General features: G+C 48.0%; 24 protein-coding genes, 1 other RNA gene and 1 pseudogene. 9 read left to right on the top strand and 17 right to left on the bottom strand.

What is annotated here, in order from left to right; all coding sequences use genetic code 11:
• Window positions 1-104: 104 nt before the first annotated feature.
• The gene (locus tag BFJ94_RS02425) at window positions 105-1,403 is read right to left on the bottom strand and encodes a DNA polymerase IV (protein ID WP_120460870.1); all 1,299 of its coding nucleotides are present in this window, start codon (window positions 1,401-1,403) and stop codon (window positions 105-107) included.
• Window positions 1,404-1,585: 182 nt separating this feature from the next.
• Between BFJ94_RS02425 and cimA the strand changes: the two genes are divergently transcribed.
• Window positions 1,586-3,208 (top strand): citramalate synthase, encoded by a 1,623-nt coding sequence (gene cimA / locus BFJ94_RS02420; RefSeq protein ID WP_120460869.1) that lies wholly within the window; start codon window positions 1,586-1,588, stop codon window positions 3,206-3,208.
• 262 nt (window positions 3,209-3,470) lie between these two features.
• On the opposite strand, the gene BFJ94_RS02415 is transcribed toward cimA, so the two are convergent.
• The 3 genes and pseudogenes from BFJ94_RS02415 to BFJ94_RS26290 form a co-directional block, all read right to left on the bottom strand.
• On the bottom strand, window positions 3,471-4,067 hold the full coding sequence (locus BFJ94_RS02415; protein ID WP_120460868.1) for a TlpA family protein disulfide reductase: 597 nt from the start codon (window positions 4,065-4,067) through the stop codon (window positions 3,471-3,473).
• An 89-nt stretch (window positions 4,068-4,156) separates the two neighbouring features.
• Window positions 4,157-4,484, bottom strand: a pseudogene (locus BFJ94_RS02410) (ammonium transporter); the annotation flags it as partial.
• Complete coding sequence (locus tag BFJ94_RS26290) at window positions 4,456-4,707, bottom strand: ammonium transporter (protein WP_120460866.1); 252 nt, start codon at window positions 4,705-4,707, stop codon at window positions 4,456-4,458. The gene BFJ94_RS26290 and the pseudogene BFJ94_RS02410, both read right to left, overlap by 29 nt.
• A gap of 288 nt (window positions 4,708-4,995) precedes the next feature.
• Here BFJ94_RS26290 and BFJ94_RS02400 point away from each other — a divergent pair, with 288 nt between their 5' ends.
• Together BFJ94_RS02400 and BFJ94_RS02395 are read left to right on the top strand one after the other, a co-directional pair.
• Entirely contained in the window at window positions 4,996-5,427 is a 432-nt protein-coding gene (locus BFJ94_RS02400; RefSeq protein WP_120460864.1) for a MerR family transcriptional regulator, read from the top strand.
• A gap of 63 nt (window positions 5,428-5,490) precedes the next feature.
• A complete protein-coding gene (locus tag BFJ94_RS02395) occupies window positions 5,491-6,171 on the top strand; it encodes a zinc metallopeptidase (protein WP_120460862.1) in 681 nt (226 codons plus the stop codon).
• Between the two features lie 62 nt (window positions 6,172-6,233).
• Here the strand turns inward: BFJ94_RS02395 and gltC are convergent, their stop codons facing one another.
• On the bottom strand, window positions 6,234-7,145 hold the full coding sequence (gene gltC, locus BFJ94_RS02390) for a glutamate biosynthesis transcriptional regulator GltC (RefSeq protein WP_120460860.1): 912 nt from the start codon (window positions 7,143-7,145) through the stop codon (window positions 6,234-6,236).
• A 172-nt stretch (window positions 7,146-7,317) separates the two neighbouring features.
• Entirely contained in the window at window positions 7,318-7,932 is a 615-nt protein-coding gene (locus BFJ94_RS02385; RefSeq protein WP_120460858.1) for a rhomboid family intramembrane serine protease, read from the bottom strand.
• A gap of 110 nt (window positions 7,933-8,042) precedes the next feature.
• Here BFJ94_RS02385 and tpx point away from each other — a divergent pair, with 110 nt between their 5' ends.
• Window positions 8,043-8,564, top strand: coding sequence for a thiol peroxidase (gene tpx, locus BFJ94_RS02380; RefSeq protein WP_120460856.1), 522 nt, complete (start codon window positions 8,043-8,045; stop codon window positions 8,562-8,564).
• A gap of 82 nt (window positions 8,565-8,646) precedes the next feature.
• On the opposite strand, the gene BFJ94_RS02375 is transcribed toward tpx, so the two are convergent.
• The 3 genes from BFJ94_RS02375 to BFJ94_RS02365 all read right to left on the bottom strand — a co-directional run bounded on the left by BFJ94_RS02375 (window position 8,647) and on the right by BFJ94_RS02365 (window position 10,334).
• On the bottom strand, window positions 8,647-9,039 hold the full coding sequence (locus tag BFJ94_RS02375) for a DUF1499 domain-containing protein (protein ID WP_120460854.1): 393 nt from the start codon (window positions 9,037-9,039) through the stop codon (window positions 8,647-8,649).
• Window positions 9,040-9,233: 194 nt separating this feature from the next.
• Window positions 9,234-9,424: non-coding RNA, 6S RNA (gene ssrS / locus BFJ94_RS02370), on the bottom strand.
• A gap of 97 nt (window positions 9,425-9,521) precedes the next feature.
• Window positions 9,522-10,334 carry a YesL family protein gene (locus BFJ94_RS02365; RefSeq protein ID WP_120460852.1) on the bottom strand — a complete coding sequence of 271 codons (813 nt, stop codon included), beginning with the start codon at window positions 10,332-10,334 and terminating at the stop codon, window positions 9,522-9,524.
• A gap of 185 nt (window positions 10,335-10,519) precedes the next feature.
• Here BFJ94_RS02365 and BFJ94_RS25720 point away from each other — a divergent pair, with 185 nt between their 5' ends.
• Window positions 10,520-10,642, top strand: coding sequence for a YjcZ family sporulation protein (locus BFJ94_RS25720; RefSeq protein WP_229716858.1), 123 nt, complete (start codon window positions 10,520-10,522; stop codon window positions 10,640-10,642).
• Between the two features lie 76 nt (window positions 10,643-10,718).
• Here BFJ94_RS25720 and cshA read toward each other — a convergent pair whose 3' ends face one another.
• Window positions 10,719-12,284, bottom strand: a complete 1,566-nt coding sequence (gene cshA, locus BFJ94_RS02360) for a degradosome RNA helicase CshA (protein WP_120460850.1) — start codon at window positions 12,282-12,284, stop codon at window positions 10,719-10,721.
• A 305-nt stretch (window positions 12,285-12,589) separates the two neighbouring features.
• Between cshA and BFJ94_RS02355 the strand changes: the two genes are divergently transcribed.
• The 4 genes from BFJ94_RS02355 to BFJ94_RS02340 all read left to right on the top strand — a co-directional run bounded on the left by BFJ94_RS02355 (window position 12,590) and on the right by BFJ94_RS02340 (window position 15,795).
• Window positions 12,590-13,411, top strand: a complete 822-nt coding sequence (locus tag BFJ94_RS02355; RefSeq protein ID WP_120460848.1) for a YitT family protein — start codon at window positions 12,590-12,592, stop codon at window positions 13,409-13,411.
• A gap of 182 nt (window positions 13,412-13,593) precedes the next feature.
• Window positions 13,594-13,794 carry a hypothetical protein gene (locus BFJ94_RS02350; protein ID WP_188831392.1) on the top strand — a complete coding sequence of 67 codons (201 nt, stop codon included), beginning with the start codon at window positions 13,594-13,596 and terminating at the stop codon, window positions 13,792-13,794.
• Window positions 13,795-13,955: 161 nt separating this feature from the next.
• Window positions 13,956-15,329: an MATE family efflux transporter gene (locus BFJ94_RS02345; RefSeq protein ID WP_120460846.1), complete on the top strand. Its 1,374-nt coding sequence runs from the start codon at window positions 13,956-13,958 to the stop codon at window positions 15,327-15,329.
• Between the two features lie 19 nt (window positions 15,330-15,348).
• Window positions 15,349-15,795, top strand: a complete 447-nt coding sequence (locus BFJ94_RS02340; RefSeq protein WP_120460844.1) for a peroxiredoxin — start codon at window positions 15,349-15,351, stop codon at window positions 15,793-15,795.
• Window positions 15,796-15,902: 107 nt separating this feature from the next.
• Here BFJ94_RS02340 and pfkA read toward each other — a convergent pair whose 3' ends face one another.
• The 7 genes from pfkA to BFJ94_RS02305 form a co-directional block, all read right to left on the bottom strand.
• Entirely contained in the window at window positions 15,903-16,874 is a 972-nt protein-coding gene (pfkA, locus tag BFJ94_RS02335) for a 6-phosphofructokinase (protein WP_120460843.1), read from the bottom strand.
• Window positions 16,875-16,928: 54 nt separating this feature from the next.
• The gene (locus BFJ94_RS02330; RefSeq protein WP_120460841.1) at window positions 16,929-18,008 is read right to left on the bottom strand and encodes a tetraprenyl-beta-curcumene synthase family protein; all 1,080 of its coding nucleotides are present in this window, start codon (window positions 18,006-18,008) and stop codon (window positions 16,929-16,931) included.
• A gap of 260 nt (window positions 18,009-18,268) precedes the next feature.
• Window positions 18,269-19,261 (bottom strand): class II fructose-bisphosphatase, encoded by a 993-nt coding sequence (glpX, locus tag BFJ94_RS02325; protein WP_120460840.1) that lies wholly within the window; start codon window positions 19,259-19,261, stop codon window positions 18,269-18,271.
• A 60-nt stretch (window positions 19,262-19,321) separates the two neighbouring features.
• Window positions 19,322-20,140: a pyruvate, water dikinase regulatory protein gene (locus BFJ94_RS02320; protein ID WP_120460838.1), complete on the bottom strand. Its 819-nt coding sequence runs from the start codon at window positions 20,138-20,140 to the stop codon at window positions 19,322-19,324.
• 23 nt (window positions 20,141-20,163) lie between these two features.
• The gene (locus tag BFJ94_RS02315) at window positions 20,164-20,826 is read right to left on the bottom strand and encodes a helix-turn-helix transcriptional regulator (protein WP_120460836.1); all 663 of its coding nucleotides are present in this window, start codon (window positions 20,824-20,826) and stop codon (window positions 20,164-20,166) included.
• Between the two features lie 545 nt (window positions 20,827-21,371).
• Window positions 21,372-22,382 (bottom strand): LacI family DNA-binding transcriptional regulator, encoded by a 1,011-nt coding sequence (locus BFJ94_RS02310; protein WP_120460834.1) that lies wholly within the window; start codon window positions 22,380-22,382, stop codon window positions 21,372-21,374.
• 506 nt (window positions 22,383-22,888) lie between these two features.
• The gene (locus BFJ94_RS02305; protein WP_120460832.1) at window positions 22,889-23,728 is read right to left on the bottom strand and encodes an MBL fold metallo-hydrolase; all 840 of its coding nucleotides are present in this window, start codon (window positions 23,726-23,728) and stop codon (window positions 22,889-22,891) included.
• Window positions 23,729-24,244 lie beyond the last annotated feature (516 nt).

Below are 24,244 nucleotides of genomic sequence, written 5' to 3'. Positions count from 1 at the left end.
TAAACGGTACAAGTCCGGTGCTTTTGTTATCACCATGAACAATATAATATAAATGCCAAGCAATTTCAATTCATTTTCCGCATTATTCCAATCGAAACCGTTGATCATTCCTCATCATTCACTTCATTATTCGTCAGAAGAAAATCCGTCTGCAGCGAAGTACCGCGGACTTTATGGTTGCGGATCAGCGCCGAAGGATCATCCGATAGCATCCCCGCCGTCAGCACAGCGCTCTCGCCAAATTTATCGCGCAGCATGTCCATCGTCTTGGTCAGCGATTCCTTCTTCGGCTGCTGTTCATAGTCGAACAGATCAAGCTGCAGCGCCGATTCCTCCTTGGGGATCAAATTCTGCAGCGTTATTCCCAGCAGCCTGACTGGCTTGTCTACGTTCCAATGCTGCTTGTACAGCTTGCACGCTTCTGCGTACACTTCCTCCGCCCGCTCTGTTACGGTCTCAAGACTATGCGATCTCGTGATCGTCTTCATATCCGGCGTACGGATCGTAATCTGCACGGTCTGAGCCATCAATTGCTGCCTGCGCAAGCGCCTTGTCACTTGGTCGGCCAGATTCAGCAGCACCCGCTGCACCTCTTCCATCTCGCTGATATCTCGTGGCAGAGTCGTCGTGTGCCCAATCGATTTATTCTTCTCCCGCTCATCGATAACCGGCGAGTCGTCATGGCCATTCGCCGCCTGCTTCATCCAGCGTCCGACAACGCCGAATCTTTCTATTAATAGCCGCTCGTCGGCCGTAGCCAATTGTCCGATCGTATAGATGCGCAGCTTCTTCAGCTTCTCCGCCGTACGTCGACCGATCCCGAACATCTCATTACAAGGCTTATCCCAGAGCAATGCCGGAATATCTCGGATCCTCAGCACCGTAATGCCGTTTGGCTTCTTCATGTCCGAGGCCATCTTGGCTAATAGCTTATTCGGCGCGATCCCGATCGAGCAAGGCAAGCCAAGCTCGCTGGCAATGCGAGACTGAATCGTCCGGGCGATATCCAGTGGCGTTCCGAATTGCTTCGAGCCGGTAATATCCAGATAGCATTCATCAATGGATACGGCCTGCAATAGCGGCGTGTAGCTATATGCTATATTCATAAAGGCTCTGGAGTATTTCCGATACAAATGGAAGTCTGGCTGAATCACGATCAGCTCCGGGCACTTCTTCAGCCCCTGGCTGACCGTCAAGCCGGTAGCTACGCCTCTTCTACGAGCCGCATAAGAGCTGGTGACGATGACTCCTTTGCGCAGCTCCACACTGCCAGCCACGGCGGTCGGGCGATTCCGGTACTTCTCCGGCTCCTCCGCCTCATGCACTGAGCAGTAGAAAGCGTTCATATCGACATGCAGCACAACCCGCCCCTTGGCAGGATAGTATTTATCGACATTATCCAAGCGTTTCCCCTCATTTATATACTAATAATTTCAGCATACCCTTTCCTCTGAAAAATGGTCAATAACGATAGCGAATTTTTAACGAAAATTATATTACATTTAAAATATCAGGATGCTATAATTAGAAAATATACCTAAATCGGTGCTTATTCTGATGACTTCCAAAGGGGGATACTTCCACTATGTCAAAAGCTCTAACTATCTTCGACACAACTTTGCGCGATGGTACTCAAGGAGAAGGCATTAGCTTATCCGCAGAGGACAAATTGAAGATTGCCAAGAAGCTGGATCAATTAGGTGTCCATTACATTGAAGGCGGCATCCCCGGCAGCAATAGTAAGGATATCGAATTCTTCGATCGCGTCAAGGATTTGCATTTGAATGCGAAGATTACGGCATTCGGTAGTACGCGCCGCAAGAACAGTCTGGCCGAGCAAGACGCCAATCTGCAACGGCTCATCGACTCCGGCGCTCAGGCGGCTACTCTTGTCGGGAAGTCCTGGGACTTCCATGTTCACACCGCCCTGCAGACCACCCTCGAAGAGAATCTGGCGATGATCTATGATTCTATCGCCTATTTGAAGCAGCACGGACTCGAAGTGATGTTCGACGCCGAGCATTTCTTCGACGGCTACAAGAACAATCCTGAATATGCTGTAGCCGTGATGCGTAGAGCCGAGGAAGCTGGAGCGGATTGGCTCGTTATGTGCGATACGAACGGGGGCACCATGCCACACGAAGTATCCGATATCGTCACCGTGCTGGGCGGACAGATCGCCGGTACAGCCAGGCTGGGCATCCATACACATAATGACTGCGAGCTGGCCGTAGCCAACACCTTAAGTGCCGTTCGTGCTGGTGCCGAACAGATCCAAGGCACGATGAACGGTTACGGAGAGCGCTGCGGCAACGCGAATCTCTGCTCCATTATCCCTAATCTGCAGCTCAAGCTTGGATATGAGGTGCTGGAAGCGGAGCAACTCGCAGAGCTTACGAACACCGCCCGTTATATCAGCGAGATCGCCAATGTTCATATGCCAGTCAACCAGCCCTATGTCGGTACTGCAGCCTTCGCGCATAAAGGCGGCATTCACGTCTCAGCCATTCTGCGTGATTCACGTACCTATGAGCATATTGAGCCGGAACGGGTAGGCAATCACCAGAGAGTGCTCGTCTCCGAACTGGCCGGGCAGAGCAATATTCTGTCCAAAGCGCAGAAGATGGGGATTGAATTCGATCCTAACAAAGAAAGCACACGTGAAGTCATCTCGAGAATTAAGGAGCTAGAGCATCAAGGCTATCAATTTGAAGGCGCCGACGCTTCGTTGGAGCTGATGCTGCGCGAGGCTAACGGAGAACTGAAGAAGCTGTTCACGTTCGAGTCCTTCAAAATGCTGGTCGAGAAATCGGCAGGCAAGCCGGTCGTCTCCGAAGCGTTCGTGAAGCTGAATGTGGACGGCACACCCATTTACACCGCGGCCGAGGGGAACGGTCCTGTCAACGCGCTGGACAATGCGCTTCGTAAAGCGCTCATCAGCTATTACCCCGGCCTGAACGATGTCCACTTGTCCGACTATAAGGTTCGTGTGCTGGATGATAAAGAGGCGACCGCTTCGAAGGTTCGCGTACTGATCGAATCGCAGAACCTGGAGAACTCTTGGAACACGGTCGGCGTCTCCGGCAACGTCATCGAGGCCAGCTGGGAAGCGCTCGTTGACAGCTTCCAGTATGCGCTGCTTGGCCAAGACAAGCGCGAAGGCATCGAGGAGATCCGCTCGGTTGAGAAGGGGCTCGTCAATCACTAACTCTTTAGCTCAGCTCACTATACTCGCTATACGAATCTCTTGATTCCCGCGCTCGCGCTATGTGAATATAGGAAAAGCCTGCGAAAATGCAGGCTTTTCCTACTTTAAAGGCATATCGCGAACAAAAGCCTGCGAAAATGCAGGAATTCAGCAAAATAATCCCCCGATGTACGATTTTCTCCTCAAAAGCCTGCACTTTTGCAGGATTTTCCCTGCTATCCAACACAGAACAGCCCAACAGGTCACGAGCTACCCATTACCACTACGACTTCACCAATTCCTTCAACTTGGCCTCCAGTTCCTTCCGAGAGAGCGAACCGATGATAACCTCCTGTATATTTCCTTCCTTATTAATAAGGACATTCGTCGGAAAAGCGATACCGTTATACTTCTGGTAAACCTCTCCCTTCTTATCGAGCAGCACCGGGAAGATATAGCCATACTCCTGAACGAACTCTTTAACCTTGTCAGGCTTGTCGTAAAAAGTAACGTTCACCGCGTATACATCCAGAGAATCGCTATACTTCTCCGCCAGCTTAACTAGATCCGGCGCTTCCTCCTTGCAGGGGTCGCACCATGAAGCCCAGAAATTCACTAGTAGCGCCTTGTCCCGCTCGCCACCTACAGAATAGGTCTGCCCCTCTAAATCCTCCAGAGAGAATGAAGGCGCAGGAGTCCCCGGTTTAGGCGTTCCCTTGGCGAGCAGCTCTGTCAGCGCTTGACTGGATTGGGCCGCTGCTGTTTCCTTCTGCTTCCCCTCCTTGCCCCAGAAGGGCAGAACTCCATCGCCCAAATTCACGTACAATACGGCAGCTAATAAGATAATCAAACCGGCTAAAATCCATTTATGTCGTCTCATGACATCCGTTCCTTCAAATTTAATGTAACCTTATTAGTATATTGTACCCTGATTTCCAGAATTGTTACAGCTATTTCGGAAGTGCAATCTCATTCTGAGAACTTCAGCAAACTCATCTGTTCAGGGTAGCCATATCCGCCATGCTCGCTAATGTCCAGCCCTATCATTTCCTCCTCTTCCGTTACACGAAGCCCCATCAACATTTTCATACCGCCGAGTCCCGATTACACCCAGCAGCTGCACGCCTAATTGCCCCAGCCCACCGCCATAGAACAGTCCTGCCGATCCCACCCCGGTCGTCTCCGCCAATCCTGGTGTTGCGAATAACCCGGTGGAAATAGCTCCCCACACTCCAGCAATCCCATGGACGGAAAAGGCAATCGGATCATCAAGCCCAGCCCGCTCGAACCATCTTGCCCGCTACATGTCCGGCGTTCTTCATCCGTAACGAGCCTGCCTCGAGCAGCGCGAACCCTGCCTGCATGAAGAATACCAACATCGCCGCTATAAAGACGAATACCGAGTTAATCCCTACTTGCAATACTTCTCCGCTCACCTTGGACTCCGCTGCATATGCAGAGACAGGATTGGATAATCCGGCAATCCATACCAGCAATCCGTAGACCCATTTCTTTCTCATCCCTAATCAGCCCCTAAATGTAATGTTATCTAACATTTTTGAATGGTTAAACTGATTATATGGCTGGATTTAGCGGCATAACAATGCTTTTTAGGAAAAATAACCGTTCAATCGCGGAATACTTAACACCAAATGTCATTAAATGCTTACATGAGATTAAGCTAGAGACTGCCTTTTAGCAAGTGTGACGTTTGACTGTATAGTTGAATATCAGTTATCATATATCCTATATATAGAGATAACATACTGAGATTATTTATATGGAGAGAGGGTGAATCTATTGGGGATATGAAGTTGTATCGCATAGGTGAACTAGCCAAAGCTGCGAATGTCAGTGAGCGAACAATAGATTATTACACGAAGCTTGGTCTGATCGGGCCTGAGAAACGTACCCGGAAGAATTACCGATTGTACAGTTCTGAAACCTTGAAGAGACTCGAACGTATTAATCAAATGAAACATGAAAAATATACGCTAGAGGAAATTCGCGAGAAGTTAGATCAATGGAGTTCTGTAAGCGGGGAAGAGCAAGTTAATGAAATACTTAGCTCTCTGGAAATAAAGATGCAGCAGCTCGAACGTGAGGTTAAGGAGATCGAACCGTTAATCTCCAACCTTAAACCAGGTCAGGCGCGGCGCGCATATTCCAATCTAATGCCGCAGAGCCTCGCTTGCATCGAAGCGATTCAGATCCTGATGAACCATAACCCATTTAACTAGAATATTAGCGAACTGATTTCCTTGATTGTCTAGCACACTTTACTATCTATGGAGGAATGATAAATGTACTCAGACATCATGCTCATACCGATTTTACTCGCCTTTGGCTTATCCCTATGGGCTCAATTCCGGGTAAAAGGTACATTTAACAAATATGCTCAGGTGCAAAATATGTACGGGTTAACTGGACATGATGCGGCAAGACGCATGCTCGACGCCAACGGCTTGTACGACATCCCGATCGAGCCTGTCCGCGGAGCCCTGACCGACCACTATGATCCGATCCACAAGGTCGTGCGACTATCTGAACCCGTATATTATGAAAGCTCCATCTCAGCCGTATCGGTTGCCTGCCATGAAGTAGGCCATGCTATTCAGCACAAGGAATCGTATCCGATGCTTGTACTGCGTCATCGCATGTTCCCTTTGGTGAACTTCGCTTCCGGCGTAGCTCCATTCCTGCTCTTGGCAGGGTTCATATTTGGCGCTTTCAATCTTATCGGACTTGGCATCATCTTCTTCTCGGCAGCGGTATTATTTCAAATCGTGACCCTGCCCGTCGAGTTTAACGCCAGCAACCGGGCGCGTAAGATCATGCTCGTCCAAGGCTTCGTCACCAACGATGAAGAACGAGGCGTCGCTAAAGTGCTGAACGCCGCTGCCTTAACCTATGTTGCAGCCGCGCTCATCTCCGTGCTGGAATTGCTTCGCTACATTCTGATTTTCACCAGCAATCGTGATTAAATGGAAATGCACCCTGAATGGGTGCATTTTTTATACTGTATTTCTCAAAACAAAACCGCCGATCACTGACTCGGCGGAGTATCAATTTGAAGTCCAAAGTATTCGAGTAAGAATCCTCTGAATGATTGCGCGACGAGCGGCAGCTTCTCATCGGTGCGATGGATCAGGCCAATCGTCCTTGTCACCTTCGGCTGGGAGATTCGGACCCGGCTCGGCTGCAGCAGGAAGCTCTGATACAGGGCCATCTCCGGCAGCAAGCTTACCCCCATTCCCGCCGCGACAAGTCCGCGAATCGTATCTGTCTCTTCACCTTCAAACGCCACCTTCGGGGTAAAACCTGCTTCCAGGCAAGCATGCCACACGATCGGGCGCAAAGAGTAACCGTTTCCAAATAAAATGAAGTTATCATCCTTCAGCTGGTTCAGCCTGATGCTCTGCTCCCCCGCCAAAGGATGTCCGGGCGGTAGAATAGCTACCAATTCCTCGGTCAAGACGATATTTCCGATGACCTGATCATGGCTCTCCGGAAAAGGGGAAATGAACGCCAGGTCAACCTCCCCGGAGACTACATCGCGGATTAATGTAGGATAAGTCCCTTGTCTGAAGCGGAATTTAACATTAGGATATAATTTACGAAATTCCGAGACGATGCTGGGTATAAAATGAATTCCAAGGCTGTTCGGAAATCCAAGCCGGATCTCGCCAAGCTCCGGATCGAGAAACTCGTGAACTTCAGTGACTGCCCGGTCCAAATCCTTCAGAATCGTCTCCACTCTGCTGCAGAACAGTTGCCCTACCGCCGTGAGATGCAGGTTCCTGCCCTTCTGCATGAACAAGTTAACGCCCAGTTCCTGCTCCAGCTGGTGAATCTGTCTGCTTACCGCTGACTGCGCCACATGCAGCTCCTCAGCTGCCTGTGTGACATGCTCCTTCTTCGCCACTTTTACAAAATACTGCAGTTGTCTTAATTCCACAGAATCTGATCGCTCCATTTCACTTCTGTTCAAGATCCTTTGAAACCAGGACCATTCAAAAGTACCGGACTATAGTTCATAGGACAGCAGAGCAGAATGTTAACGCTTAATCTGTTAACAAAGTCACCTATAGACCTGTACTTCTTTAATTTACCATGTACTTTCTATTGGTTCAACGTTTCTTTACAAATCTGCTCAGAATAGCGTAAACCAGGAAACCGGCCAATAGACCTCCAAAATGAGCAATCCAGTTAATTTGCGGAACAGCAAGGGAGTAGACAACACCGATCATCAGCAGGCTATACAGTGTTTTGCGGGAGTTCTCATCCATCAGGTGACGCTGGAACAAAGCGATAAACAGGAACGCGCCATATATGCCATAGACGGCCCCCGAGGCCCCAACTGCTATATGGTAATCCGCCGAACGCTGATATACGGCCAAGCTGATAATATTACCGATCACTCCACTTAATAGATATAACAAAATATATTTAAAATGCCCCATCAATCGTTCCAGAGGCGGTGCGAAGACCAGAATCGCAAAACAGTTAGAAAATAAATGCCTGAATCCCGCATGCAGGAACATAGCGGCGAACAATCTCCACCACTCGGTATCAAGCGTAGGGACATTCGTAACGGCGCCCAGCCTCAGCAAAGTATAATTATCGTTAGAGCCTCCGTATACCATTTCAACGATGAACATCACGATATTAGCAGCCAAGAGCAGGCTCGTGACCGGGTAATAACGCAAGTAACTTCTCCAATCTTCGTAGCGCAAAAAGATCATATATTTTCCTCCTTATGCTCCATCCTTTTTTATATAGTTGGACAATCTCTTTTTAAAACGATTATAATTAAAATTAGAAACTTTATCTAATCAATAGGAGGAGAAGACAGATGACACAAGAACGTACTAATGTAGCTACATTCAAAGGCAATCCAATTACCCTGATTGGACCTGAATTAAAGGTCGGGGATAAGGCTCCCGATTTCCGCTTAAATAAAAACCTGCTTGAAGAAGCAACCCTCGCCGACTATGCCGGCAAAATCAAGCTGATCAGTGTCGTACCTTCCCTCGATACAGGTGTATGCGACGCTCAGACAAGGCGCTTCAACCAAGAAGCTGCTGAGCTTGGCGAAGATGTCGTGATTCTGACGATCAGCGCAGACCTTCCATTCGCCCAAGCCCGCTGGTGCGGCGCTGCTGGAGTGGATCGCGTAGTTACCTTATCCGACTACAAAGACAATTCCTTCGGCAAGGCCTACGGCGTCCTGATCAAGGAATTCGCCCTCGATCACCGCGCTGTCTTCGTACTTGACAAGGACAATACGATCCGTTATGTCGAAGTTCTGGCTGAGATGGGCGAGCATCCGAATTATGATGCGCCAATCGCTGCTGTGAAGAATCTGCTAGCGTAACACTCCAGCCCATTCATATAATGACAAGAAAAGCGAGTAAGGAGGAGAGCCTCCCTGCTCGCTTTTCACACCTTAATACGAATTACGATGTTACCTTATAGGCGGATAGCTTCTTATCCAGTATGGCGAACAATTGGAGAATATTGCGATAATTCGCTCCCAGATCGCCCATGGAACCACGAGTAGCAGAGTAAACATCGACTGCGGTACGAACAGGTCCCGTAGAGACTAAAGATACCGTAATATCCATGACCCGTCCAAATTTGGTCCGCTTCTCAAGCGTAATCTCTCCTACCGTAGGAACCTCATGCAGCACTTTATATCCGGGAATCTTCTTCAATGTTGAGCTTATTTCTTCCCAGGCCTTATCCCTGGATAATTGATAATATCTCGTTTTTAATTCAGGTGTCTTCGAGCGATCACTTGTACCGTCATAGCTGCGAAAAATACCGACTAATGTTCTTTTTAGCGACAACCTGCTCTTCCTCCTTCATACTCGGCAAGAAATAGTAAGTATAACTCATATTATAGATTAATTTTCCTCTATATTGTAGTGTAACATTGATTCAAGCACAAACAAAGTCGAACCCAACCCAGCTAGGAAAATAAAAAGGCACTTTGAGGACTTTTTCACAAAAAATCCTTCAAAGTGCCATGTCCAATATTTAAAGAAGACCCGCCTATGCCGTCCGATTATCGTGTCTCGAACCTGCTCTTAGCAGGTGGGTGACCGCAGCGCCGCTTATGAAGTCCCCTAATCCGCTGGATAGGGCCTTTCAGCTACGGCGTAATGTAAGTCTCCCGAGACTTTGTCATTGGTTCAAAACAACAATTAACCGAAACGCACATCGCAGGACGTATTAACATTATAGAACTTCTGACTTCGTAAATCAATTAGAAACTTGATAGATGTCGCATTTTCGCGGGCAGCCTAACAGCTTGTCCCAAAGCTGACAATCAGTTCTTCTCCTTGTCTTCTCCTTCAGGCAGCTCTGCAGGGGTCGTATCCACTTCTCCAGCGTTTTCCCCATCCGCTTGTTCATTATCCTCTTCATCGAGCTTTCGTAGTCTCTCGACCTTCTCCTGCACCTTATTATAAGCTATATTAAAGTTGAAGTAGGCCATCCAGGCGATCAGCGTTGCAAAGCCGAACGGAATCAACCAAGTGAACTTCAAGGTGATAAACCCGACGAGCACTGCACAGAGGAATGTGGACAGTGTTCTGAAAGGCCTTAGAACGGTGAGCAGGACCGCATTCTTGATCAGCATGGATGCCTTCATCTCAAAATGAGCAACCAGCGAGAAGAAATTAAATAAGGACAATAACAGGAAGAATAGCAGCACCAGCATCACGATTCCTAACAGCTGCATATTCTTGAACTGCTTCATGTATACTTGATAATCGACGCACATCACTACTATTAACAGAGTATAGAAAATACCGCCGAGCATGCTTTGCTTGTAATTGTTCTTGTAGCCTTTGAAGAATAGCTTGGTAATACTTAGATCCGTCTCGCCGAGCACCCATTTCCTCGTCACCGAGAACAGGGCCGCTGTAGCGGGAAAAAGTGTAAACGGTGCCAAAATAGCCATAGCCCAGTATGTTGCAACTTCAGGCTGTGCTGCTGGGTCCGCGCTATAAATCAACTTGAAAAATACTACAAAAAGGAATGGCGAAGAACAAATAATCCAGTACAAATTGCTACCGGCGATTCGCATGATCCACTCGGTGATCTTGTATAAACCACCCATCAAACCTTTAGTCTCCAAAAAAAATCTCCCTCCATCAGTAACAGAATCTGTCTATATTAATAACTATACATGATTCATGGCCGACTATCCAGCGCCTATTTTGTACATACATAGGTAAGAGTCTAGACTGGTTCATTTACCCAGCATAAGATATACCGTAACTTACAAAACTCAACAAGATTTATTATGAAGGAGGTTATCCCATGTCTGGTGTTGTTGGTGGTTTCGGAAGTTGTGGTAGCTGTGGTGGCGGATGGACGTCTACAGGTACAATTTTAGTGTTGTTCATTCTGCTTGTTATTGTTAGCCGGACTTTCGTGTGGTAGAAATAGCAACAAAAAGAAGACGAAGTGACCCTTCGTCTTCTTTGCTATTCCAAACAAAACTCAGCGGAGCGAGCTATTACTTATCGGAGTAGCTTCCGCCATTCTTCGATCTGCGTTCACTATTATTGTAATTGGAACGCGGTTTGCGATCAGAGGAGCTTCCGCGATGGGAATCGCGTCCGCCGTCCTTGCTGTAGCCGCCTTTGTAACCACCGCGGTTTCCACCCTCGCGATTATCACGACGGTAGCCACCACCACGATTGCCGTATCCGGAAGGCTTACGCCCGCTGGAACGGATGTCCGGGTTACGGCGTTTTACGCGAATTGGCTCTTCCGGAGTCAATTCGATGGACGCCTTGTCATTCTTCTCACCTGTGATCAGTTTGAAGGCAGCTGCCAGCAGATTGACAGAATCATATTGCTCCAGCAATTGAATCGCAATCCCCTTGTATTCTCTAAGCTCTCCTTCTTCCACGATCTCCAGGATACGCTCAGCAGCGATCCGCTGCTTGCCTTCAATCGCTTCAGCAAGTGTAGGCAGCGGTTTACGGGCAATCTTGTGACGGGTAATCCGCTCGATGAAGTGCAGATGATCGATCTCCCGCGGAGTCACGAAGCTCCACGCCTTACCTTCCTTACCCGCACGACCGGTACGACCGATACGGTGTACATAGCTCTCAGGGTCCTGCGGCAGGTCAAAGTTAACGACATGCGTCACGCCGGATACGTCCAGGCCGCGGGCAGCCACGTCGGTCGCCACGAGCACATCGATGCTTCCGTCACGGAATTTGCGCATCACGTTGTCACGTTGATTCTGCGACAAATCACCATGCAGGCCATCCGCGGAGTAACCTCGTTTCTGCAGAGCTTCAGACAGCTCGTCTACCCGGCGCTTCGTCCGTCCGAATACGATCGCTAGCTCAGGGGACTCCATATCAAGCAAACGGGAAAGGGCATCAAATTTCTGACGTTCATTGACCTCCACATAGGCTTGCTCAATAAGCGGGGCACTTACTTGCTTAGGGATAACCGAGACCTGCTCAGGATTTTTCAAAAATCTTTGCGCCAGTTTCTGGATATTTACAGGCATAGTCGCGGAAAATAACATCGTCTGACGTTCTTCGGGGACAAGCTTCAAGATGGATTGAATATCCTCCATGAAGCCCATATCGAGCATTTCGTCAGCTTCATCAAGAACAACGGTCTTAACATCATCTAGCTTGATTGTTTTACGGTTGATATGGTCCAGCAAACGACCTGGGGTACCGATAATAATCTGTGGCTTTCTCTTCAGTGCACGAATTTGCCGTACAATGTCCTGGCCACCATAGATAGCCAAAGAACGAGTACCTTTGAAGCGGGCCAGCTTGCCGATTTCTTCAGCAACCTGAATCGCCAATTCACGGGTAGGCGTCATGATCAGAGCAACGATATGCTCTTCATCTCTAGGAATTTTATTAATAAGCGGTAAACCAAATGCGGCGGTCTTTCCTGTACCTGTCTGCGCTTGTCCAATCATATCGCGTCCTTGCATCGCGATCGGGATCGATTTAACCTGAATCGGAGTTGCTTCCTCAAATCCAAGCTCCGTTATAGCTTGTAATACTTTTGGCTCTAGGCCGAATTCTGAAAATGTGTTCAAATTGTCCTCAAACTCCTTTTATATAGTGGACATTCCACCTTCTTAACTGTATTCTTAAGTAGCGTTTAATCGTTTATAGACTGTCCAGTCGGCCCGAAAAATTTACATAGGCTCTGGATCAAAATAATCATCTGACGACGAATTAACCTAAATTCAACTGGCCATTTCACCGAAATACATTGACCATCAAAGTGGAAAGAGATCCCTACTCAAGAACATCTCAAACATTATAGCACAAATCATTTCATAAATACCAGTAGAATGCAGCTTGGTATACTACTTATTATTTAGAGGAGGATTTTCTAGTGTTCAAGGAGATCAGGAACTGTATCATCATCTTGATTGGGGCGGCCTTTATCGCCTCAGGCTTCAACTTGTTCCTCGTGCCACAACATCTGCTTAGCGGCGGTGTCTCCGGATTAGCTATGCTGACGGGATATTTTACACCATTTAATATTAGCACGATGTATCTCGCCTACAATATCCCACTGTTAATCATCGGATTATTCCTGCTTGGCAGACGTTTCATTGGACTTAGCATCCTGTCTGTCGCTGGTGTAACCCTCATGATGGCGCTCATCCCGGAACGGGCACTAGCCTCCGACACCTTGCTGTCAGCGGTCTTCGGCGGTGTGCTCGTCGGTATCGGCAGCGGCATCTCCTTCCGGGTTGGCGGCTCATCAGGCGGGTTCGATATCCTCGGATCGGCCATTACCCGTTACCGTGATTTTCCGGTTGGCAGCATTCTGGTCTTTATGAATGGAGTGGTCATTCTAGCCATGGGCTATCTTAACGGCAACTGGAATTTAGCTCTGGCTTCAATGGTATCCATTTATTTAACCGGCAAAGTATTAGATATGATCCACGTGAGCCATAATAAAGTTACCTTGTTCATCGTGACCGACCGAACCGAGGAGTTATTGGATCTACTGCTGGCCCGTCCGCGTGGAGTTACGAAGATCAAGACTGAAGGCGCCTTTTCCCATAAAGAAAAAGATATGCTAATGACCGTGACGACGATGTATGAGCTCACCGAGCTTAAGGACATTATCAGGAGGACCGATCCAACGGCCTTCGTCAATATTGTGGAAACAACGGGCGTAATGGGCTCCTTCCGCAGACGCTGATGGCCTGATAATCTGAAATTCGGTGCCGTTCCAATTTTGCGTCAATATGCTATAATAATGTCAAACGGTTCCTTAGATAACCTCATACAACTTTTTTGCCTTCGCTTTACCTGATTTCACAAGCTCGTGCTTTTCCGATTTTGAATGATTCGAATTAAGAATGATTCTAGGAGGAAAGGGTGATGGAAGTGGAAATGGAAACGGTAAAACTGGCACAAATTGTTAGAAAGTGGTTTCCGGATATGCTGCCTTTCTTGGATCAGAAGGAGCTCAACTCTATGATCATCCTCCGTGATGGTCTGACCATCTTGGAACCGGAAGATGCGTTGGAGATTATCCAGTACAGCATCTGCGAGCATCAAAATTCAGCATTTCTTCATTAAAATAAAAGATAAGCACTGCCTCACCAAGCCGTTTCTTTTGCTTGATAGCAGAAGAAGCGGTTTTTTGCGCTTTTTATTTCTACCTAATCCCCTGACCATTCGTGGCAGGGCTATCTTTTTATCATCTATTATTGCTGCTACAATGAATGGAGTCTTACGTGATGAAAGAAACTTATACCTTGAAGCAAAAATACATCCAGTTTCTACATATTCTGATCCCCATTCTGGTTACACAGATTACGATGTCGTTAATGACTTTCTTCGACACGATCATGTCTGGACATGCCAGTCCCGGCGATCTAGCGGGCACAGCCATCGGCGCTAGCCTCTGGGTTCCGATTCAGACCGGACTTAGCGGGGTACTGATGGGGATCACCCCTATTGTGTCACAGTTAATCGGTGCGGGTAAGCAGGACAAGGTTGGCTATAACGTGATGCAAGCCTTATGGCTCGCAGTCGCCGTCAGCATCTTCGTCCTTATCGTCGGGGCTTTTCTAATTTCACCGCTTCTGAATAGGATGGAATTAGAGCCTAAGGTTCATCATGTCGCCTTCTATTATCTCGTCTCGATCTCGACAGGCATCCTGCCCTTATTCGGATATATCGTAATCCGTTCATTCATCGATGCCTTGGGACAGACCCGAGTATCGATGATAATCTCGTTGATCTCCTTACCTCTGAATATCGGAGCCGGTTATCTGCTCATCTTCGGACGTCTCGGCTTTCCAAGACTTGGCGGGATCGGTTCAGGCATCGCTTCGGCTTTTACCTATTGGTGTATCTTCCTGATCGCGGTCTTGATTGCGCATAGAATGGAGCCTTTTGCCTCCTTCGGTGTCTTCGCCAAGCTGCACCGCATCTCGCTTAATAAATGGAAGGAACTGATGAAGCTGGGCGTACCGATCGGCTTCTCTATGTTCTTCGAGACAGCTGTATTCGCCGCAGTTACGCTATTGATGAGCCGCTTCGATACATTGACGATCGCAGCCCATCAGGCGGCGAACAATTTCGCTTCGACCCTGTATATGCTCCCACTGAGCATCTGTCTGGCGCTTACGATCCTGGTCGGCTTCGAGACAGGCGCGTCTCGACTCAAAGATGCCAAGCAATACGCCGTCATCGGGATCAGTACGGCTATCGGTTTATCGCTCGTCACTGCCATCCTGCTCATGGTGTTCCGTCACAACGTCGCTAGCCTGTATTCCAGCGATCAGGCCGTTATTAATTTGATTACACATTTTCTTGTATACGCGGTGTTCTTCCAAATTTCCGATGCTATTTCAACACCGACCCAAGGCGCGCTGCGCGGCTATAAAGATGTAAACCCGGCATTCTGGATCAGCCTGCTCGCCTATTGGATCATCGGCCTGCCGCTCGGCGTCGTTCTTGCTAAATATACCGACCTGGGACCCTATGGATACTGGATCGGACTCATCTCAGGTCTGGCTGCGGCCGCGGTGCTTTTGCTTCATCGTCTCTATGTCATACAGCGAGGAATTGCCCAACGCATGATACCGGTCGAACAATCTCATTGATTATGAAGGAGTGTTCTCTATGCTGAGACCGCATGAACAAGCCCCCCTCTTCCAGGCGGACAGTACACAAGGTACCATCGATCTTACAAATTTGCTTGGACAGAAGCCGATTGTACTTATTTTCTATCCGATGGACGAGACGCCGGGATGTACGAAGCAGCTCTGTGCTGTACGTGATGCCGAGTCAGAATATGCCGAGAGAGGAGCCATAGTTCTGGGTGTGAATCCTGCCTCTAAGGACAGCCACGAGAAATTTGCTGCCAAGCAAGGCTATCGCTTCCCGCTCGTAGTAGACGAAGGTGGGGCCATCCGCCGTCTGTATGGCATAGGCAAGTCGCTCGGCTTCCTGACCCAGCAGCGAACCGTATTCGTCATCGACCTGGAAGGCAAAATCGCCTTCGCGGAGAAGGGCCTTCCCTCCACCGAAGATATTCTGGCCGCAATCGATAAGCTCCTGATGAAGTAGTCACTAAATACGATTGCGAGTTCGTTAGCAGCGCAATTAAGCAAAAACACGAGACTCCATATACGGAACCTCGTGTTTTTTTACTTATATAGAAGTAAATTAAGAGCTTATTGGGACAAACGGGACGCCAATTCGTACATTTTCATATCAAATGGCTTCTTGGTAGCAACGACCTTCTCGATATCGGTCAATACCATCTCTCCGCCGATCATGCCGCAGGCCTTGTTCGATTCACCAGCAATCAGGCTGCGTACCGCGAAATCTCCGAGTCTGCTCGCCAGGTTGCGGTCGAACGGAGTCGGGCATCCGCCACGTTGGATATGTCCAAGTACCGTTGCACGCGGCTCCAGGGAAGGCTGGCGCTTCTTGATCGCTTCAACCACTTCTTCACCCTTACCTACGCCTTCAGCTACGATAACGATACTATGTCTCTTACCATTGTCGAAGTTCTGTCTCATGCGGTCAGCCACTTCATTCAGATCAAACGGTACCTCAGGAACGAGAATAGTCTCTGCCCCTGAAGCCAATCCGGAATACAAGGCGATATCACCGGAATGACGACCCATAACTTCTACTACAGAAGCGCGTTCATGGGAAGACATCGTGTCACGCAGTTTATTAACGGCATCCACAACGATACCAACCGCAGTATCAAAACCAATTGTATAGTCGGTGAACGAGATATCATTATCGATCGTACCAGGCAAGCCCATCGTCTTAATCCCCAGTTTGCTCAGCTTCTCAGCACCTTGATAGGAGCCGTCGCCACCGATAACTACCAGGCCGTCGATGCCGCGTTCGCGTAGAATATCTGCGCCCTTCTGTTGGCCTTCAGGCGTTCTGAATTCCAGACAGCGTGCGGATTGAAGAATCGTACCACCGCGTTGAATAATGTCGCCTACACTACGGATATCCATGGAGAATATATCGTTATTCAACAGACCTTGATACCCTCTTTGAACTCCGTATACTTCCAAACCATAATACAATCCGCTGCGTACAACAGCGCGCACTGCCGCATTCATGCCTTGGGAATCTCCACCACTGGTTAGGACTGCGATTTTTTTAACTGCTGACATGATGATTTCCTCCTAATCATTAAATAAATCTCTACATCTCTAATAATACATAATTTAAAGGCGTTTGCGGATCCACATGCTGTTGGCGAAGAAGAACAGCCTCATAAGCGGGCTCCTTCTCATCAAACGCTTTGAAACATCATAAATTTCCTGCTGTTCACTTACCTTAGGGTCTGACAGATACAGCGCGAGCAAACCCTCGATAATCATCCTGTGAAAAGATGAAGCCGGAAGCTTCTTAATGTCTTGCCGGGCGCCGTCCACAATATAGGCGATCCGTTCCAACATGACTTCCTTGCTGTCATAGTAACTGCAGAAATTTAAATCCCCGCCAATCTCATCTTCCTCCTGATCAATTAAATAATCAAGCATAATATGTAGACCACAGACATGCGGGAAGTAAGCATCGCGAATCGTCTTCGCACTGCTTTCATCTAAACTCTCGTTACTCGCTGCCAGGAACAGCATAAATACCCCTAATGTCGAGCCAGTGGCGGCAGCAAATTCATTCCACTGTAAATGAGGGGTAAGCTCCTTGTGTTGATCCCACCACTTGATCAGGGCATCTTCACGGAGACTTGGATCAATATGCTTATATACCTGAAGATCAGTATAGAGTCCGACAAGATCCTGGATATAAGGCTTGGCCGCATCATATCCCGGCAACAGAGCGATATTGTCCCGGCAGGTCTGAACTAGCCGATGCAAATAACCTCCATCGTCCTTCTCTTCACGTAAAGCGTAATAGTCTCTAGTCTCGGCCCCTGGATTCACTGCGTCCAGCATGCTTTGATGCAATAAACGAAAATCATCCGCATTCATTGAGGTACTTCGATCGCATAAATTATCTAAATAATCGCTGATCGTCTGAAAAGCAACAATCAATGGAATTAAAACATGTCGTTTCGGCAAATTTGCCGCTGCATAAACAGCCCCACCCTGACAATGAAATTCCTTTGTCTGAATGCTGGCCAGCGCCTGATTTCTCAGCTCTGGATCAGGAATCTCCCCTGCGACTTTCCTCCAACCTTCCAATTCCCTACGAACATCCGGGAGGATGAACTTATATACCCGGCTCATCAGCCTTAACGGTTCACGCGGAAATTGGTTCCGGTCCTGCTCAAGTTCAATCAATGGCCTGCCTCCACAACGTTGATAGATCTGCACGGTTAAATCTGCATACTGAAAATCATTCTATATTATAATATGTTCCACCTTATTGTACAAATAAACTAAATCACATACTTAAACTTTTAGATAAATTTCGTGTTATACAAAAAAATCGGAGGAACCTGACTAGGATTAGTCAAGCTCCTCCGCAAGAACGGAGTTTAAAACCTAATTGCAAAAAACATTAAATTGGAAAAGATACTTCGGCCAAATTCGGCCACTTGTTACATCGCTTCAGCATGTCTGAAGCCCGCATCCATATCGATCTGCTTACTCGGCAGAAAATGAATGCTGCGGATATAACGAATCGTACGGCTCTGCGCCCGCATAATGACCGAATGAGTCTCGGCCCGGTCGTCGCCGATAAATCGTACCCCGGTCAAGAATTCACCGGTGGTTACGCCAGTAGCTGCAAAGAGGACATCGCCATTGCCCACCATGTCTTCCATGTACAAGACGCGCAGCGGATCTTCCAGCCCCATCATATGGCAGCGTTGCAGCTCGAACGGTCCTCGCGGCAGAAGCCGACCCTGGATTTCACCGCCGAGGCATTTCAGAGCGGCAGCCGCGAGCACCCCTTCAGGAGCACCACCGGAGCCCATGTACAGATCAACCTCATTGTCCGGCAGAGCCGTCGCAATCGCCCCGGCAATATCACCATGATCAAGCAGTTTGACGCGAACGCCTGCTTGACGCAAGCTGTCGATCAGTTCTCTGTGGCGTTCCCGATCGAGCACCATAATTCTCAGCTCGGATATCGCCTTGCCTGTAATTTGACTCACCTTCTGCAAGGTTACGTCTACAGGATCATCGATACTCAGCTTACCGGCCAACTGCGGGCCGCAAGCCAGCTTCTGCATGTAGATATCAGGCGCATGCAGCAGACTTCCTTTATCAGCGATAGCGATGACGGATTGGGCATTCTCCAAGCCGCGGGCTACAACCTCTGTACCCTCAAGCGGATCTACCGCTACATCGACGGAAGGACCTTGCTTGTTCCCTACCTTCTCTCCGATGTAGAGCATCGGTGCATCGTCCATCTCACCTTCACCGATGACGACTGTCCCGTCGATCGATACCGAATCGAACATGGAACGAATAGCCGTTGTAGCAGCCTGATCAGCAGCATTCTTATCACCTCTGCCGATGAAGCACGCCGAGGATAGAGCCCCCATTTCAGTTACACGTACGATCTCCAAAGCTAATTCTCGTTCCATCTGTTTTCCCCCCAATAATATTAATCCTTTATGTTAAAAGCTTAATTATAGCCAAACTGCCTACGCTTCTGGCGAATCAGGGATATATCCCATAATAATCCCGGCCGTCTCTTCAATTGCCTTGTTCGTTATATCAATCACCGGACAGCCCAGCTTGGCGTATAACGCCATCGCATATTCCGTCTCCTCGCGAATCCGCTCAAGGCTGGCATATTGGGAGCCTTCCGGCAGACCCAGCATCTTAAGCCGTTCGGAGCGAATCTGGAGCATATATTCCGGCTTCATCGTCAGTCCGATCACCCTATTCGGCGGCAGACTCAACAGTTCCTGTGGCGGCCCAACCTCCGGGACAACCGCATAATTGACTACCTTCTTACCCCGATGGGCCAGGAAAATACTTAGCGGCGTCTTCGAGGTGCGCGACATCCCAAGCAGCACAATATCCGCCTTCAGCATCGCTCCAAGATCACGCCCGTCATCACAGGCAACGGTGAACTCAATCGCTTCAATTCTGCGGAAATATTTATCGTCCATCTGATGCAGCAGACCCGGCCGCTCCTGCGGCGCATCATCGAAGGTATCGATGAAGGCCTGCATCATCGGCCCCATAATATCGACGATACGGAGATCGAGTCGAACTGCTTCCTCCCGGATCATCTCCCGGAGTTCAGGCTGAACGAGAGTATAAGCGACAAATCCGTTAAACTGTGCCGTCTCCTCCATCAGCTTTTTCAGTTCATCCTCACTTCTGACATTACCGTAACGGCGGATAGTGACCTGCTGATTCTGAAATTGATGTATCACCGCCTGTACCACAGCATCAGCGGTATCCCCGATCGAATCGGATACGATTGTAATATAATGCGAACCTTGCTCCATTCTCTTTATCCCCCCGGTTTCTCCTATTTGACTTCCACTTCTAGTATCAATTTAATGATTGAAGTCTTAGTCACCTTGCCGACAACATCCAGTCTGGAAGTGTCATCCTTATCGCTCTGGACAACGACCGGCAAGCTGTCGACTTCATAGAAAATCATCTTATGTGCCGCATCAAGCACAGAATCCTCAGGAGAAACCGTTACTATCTTGGATTGCCTGGTCATTACCATACTCACTGGCATAGAGACTGCCGCTGGATTTCCGAGCGTTACCTTCAGAAAATCCTTGCGTGAAGCGACCCCGGCCAGCTTGCCATCGGCATCACAAATAATCAGCGTACCCACATCCTGCAGGAACAAGGTCACTACAGCATCCTGAATCGTAGTTGCTTCGCGGATAATAATCGGATTGCTCTGGATATCCTTGACCTTCGTCTCCTTCAGCAAATCCCCTCCGGGAACCCGGGCGACAGCCTTCTTGCCTGGAAAGTACCCTACCTTTGGTTTAGCATCGATATATTCAAGCATAACCAATATGGAAAGATCGCTCCGGATGGTCGGTCTCGTTAGATTCAGACTTTCGGCAATTTGCTCACCAGTAATCGGAGCTCTTTTCTTCACAATATCGATAATTTTCAATTGACGTGGTGTTAGTTCGATTACAATTCCCCTCCCATTTCCAAGTATGGGCTACTGCCCAATATGCCACTCTACTCGGAGTCGGTATATCCTTAATCCTAAAGGAATCGGATATGTATCCCTTTGAGATAAATATATAATACACAATATTGATCGATTTATCAATAAATAGTATGTCATATATTGAAAATAGGTTCCCTTTTTCAGTTTATGCCTATCAATCGTGCCAAAGCTAGTCCGCTAATGCCGCAATATGAGCAGAAATGCTAGACGGTGCCGTTATGCAGGCAGTACAGTGAGCGGGATGCTGTGGTGCAAGCAATAATCTGCCATATAGCTGCAAAAATACAACTATTCCCGGAAAGGTACCTCTGAAATTAGAAAATAACTGCATATATACATCTATTTCCCGGAAAAAGCCCCATATGGAAGAGAATCCAGTCAAATAGTTGTAGAAATGCAGTTATATGAGCTATGGAAGGGAGGAAAGAGCAATATAGTTGCATATTTGCACTTATGGGCTAGGTAGGCGCGCTCCCCCTTCCCTAAGATAAAAAAGCGAAGCCATCCTGAGCCCAGGATAGCTTCGCTTTTTAAATTTGCATGCATGACGATTCTTTGACTATAAGCTCCGCCTCCAGCTTAAATTGCCTCTTATCCGCCAGCCTGTTCCCATTCATCTGATCGATCAATTTCTCGGCCAGCACAGAGCCTAACATGTATAAAGGCTGCTCCATTGAGCTGATTCGTGGCACAACATAATTCGTCAGACGAATGTTATCCACACCTACGACCACTAACTGCTCAGGGATCGATATGCCCAGCTCGGCACAGGCTTTATACACGCCAAGCGCCATCTCATCATTCGCGGTAAAGACGGCGGTGAAATCCTGACGCTGGCTGCGCAATCGCTTGAATGCCCCATATCCGCCTATCTCTGAAAAGTCGCCATTCTCAATCAAGCTCTGCTCTAACGGAATCCCCGCTTCTTCCAGCGCTTTGATGAACCCTTCCAATCGTTTGATACTGTCGGTCGCACTCATGTAACCGCTTAAAAAAGCGATCTTGCGATGCCCCTGCTCGGCCAGATGGAAGACAACATCCCTGGCTAAGCTGATATTGTCCGTAAAAGAACAGGGAATCCGCGGATTCTCGACCTTCCGCCCGATCACCCCGAGATGATAACCATCATCTGCATAAGAACTGAGTTCCTCATCTGAGAGACTCGGAGTGACCATAATTAGAGCATCTACCGTATGGTTTATCAGCAATGACAGGAATTCCAGTTCCTTTTGCCTCTGGTTCTGCGCATCGCAAATCAACACCCGGTAGTTCAGCGAGTTCGCCATATTCTCGATCCCTTTAATAATCTCTGCATAATATGAGGCCAGTACATCCGAGACCACAACCGCCAAGGTCATCGCTTTGCGACAACGCAGCTGCTTACCCATATTGTTAGGGATATATTCGAGTTCACGGATCACCTGCATCACTCTCTGCCGAGTCTTGACATTGACAAGCTTGCTTCCATTCAACACCCGAGACACCGTGGCTGGCGACACATCGGCTTGCTTTGCTACATCGATAATTTTTATATCTTTCATTGCCCCCTGTTACCACACTTTCCTTCAGAATACAGGTTGACCCCGCAAAACGCATTTCAAATCTGACATTTATTTTAAAGAAAGGGTAACAGATGTCAAAATTATTTTCTGAGATATTTTTTACACTTGGCTAAATTTATGTCGGACTTGCGACGGTTCGCCGGGGACTATTTTGTGATTGCTGCTATGTGCGATTGTGCTCGGTATGTGATCGGTGTATGTATAGATGTGGATGTGTGTGGTATGTGTGACGTGTGGGGCGAGTGTGATGGTGTGACTTGCGTGGACGTGATAAGTGCAAATATGCAACTATATTGCTCTATTAAGCGCTCTGTAGAGAATATAAGTGCTTTAATACATCTATTTGGACGATTTTCTTAAAATCGAGGCTTAAATGCAGGAAATAAGTGTATTATCGCATCTATATCCGATTTCATGTACTATTTTCCAAAAATAAGTGTATTTCTGCAACTCGCCTGGGTCTGTGCTACCCATCCGACACAACCTTAGATTTTTCCAGACTCTCCCTGCTTCAGATACTCTTTCTGAATCATGCTTATATTTTCCCGATGACAACGATCCGTTGCCGGGGAAACAAAGCCATGCTCCAGTCGTAATTGTTCGAGTGCCTGCTCATCGCCTGCGATAACAGCCTGCTTCAATCGCTGCAAATGACCCAAGGCCAGATCCACTCTGCGCTCCATCTCCATAAGCTGCTCCGTACACTGCCCATGCCCCGGAACGAGCAACTTAACCGAATGAGTCTGCACAATCTGCTTAGCCTTGCGAATTGTCTCCTCGTAAGCTATCGCACTATCAAAAATAAACGGCAGCTCAAAATCAGACAAATAATCCCCCGCTACAAAAAGTCCCGCCGAATCGATCAGTGTAAATATACCTTCCGCGGTATGTCCTGGTGCCAGATAGAAGGTTAGCATGGTGGAACCCATCATCACCTCCTGTCCATCCTCTCCGATCACGATATCCAGCTTCGGGAACTCGATGGGATAATCGCGCGTAACGTAGTATCTGGCATCAAAGTCGCGAATGATCTGTAGAGTATGTTCTTTTTCCGGATACTCAGCGAGTCCTGCACTTCCAATCGTCTTGGCACCTGGAAAGGCCTTATAGCCGATGATATGATCAAAATCCCCATGCGTAAACAGCAAATAGCAAGCCTTATCCCCCCGTACCGAATCCACATAGCTCCTAATTGCCTCGACCTCTCCCGGAAGCCAAGCCGGATCTACAATCAGAATCGCATCCCCCAACTCAACCACCGTAGATGTCGTCTGATACAGAACACTTTGAAAAACCGTTACCGCACCGTTAGTATATTGAATCACAGCCAATGTCCCCCCATTTTCCACCCACTGATCACACTATCATTTTACGAAGAAGCTTATCATCAGACAACCTGGTGTTTATTGAATGCTCATATCTCTGCACCTGCTCTTCACTAAGATAATCCACCATTATCTACCTACGGAGAAAGCTACTGCGACGATTTACCACTCCTCATGATTCTAACGAAACACCATAATCGTTATCGGGGCTAAATTAGGGGATTAAGTCGCGATTTGGGTGAAATAGCGTTACCCCGTTTCGTTACAATTTTCAGAGGCCCTTTTGGACGTGAATAGCGATATCAAGTTTCGTTAGAGTTTGATGTAAGGGGGCTTTGTGAGGATATTGGCAAGATTGCTGCATAGGTTCGACTGTGGCGCGATACGGAAATTGGGTGCGTGAATAGTTGCATAAGGATTTGGTGCAGAATCTAGTTGGTATCTCCCAAAAAAGAAGGCTGCGGGTGGCAAGCAGTTAGCACAATACGACTATGTGCCATTCATCCGGATTGACCG

The sequence above is a fragment of the Paenibacillus aceti genome (assembly GCF_003614185.1).
GTDB lineage: Bacteria > Bacillota > Bacilli > Paenibacillales > Paenibacillaceae > Fontibacillus > Fontibacillus aceti.
This window is presented reverse-complemented; position numbering and strand designations above follow the sequence as displayed.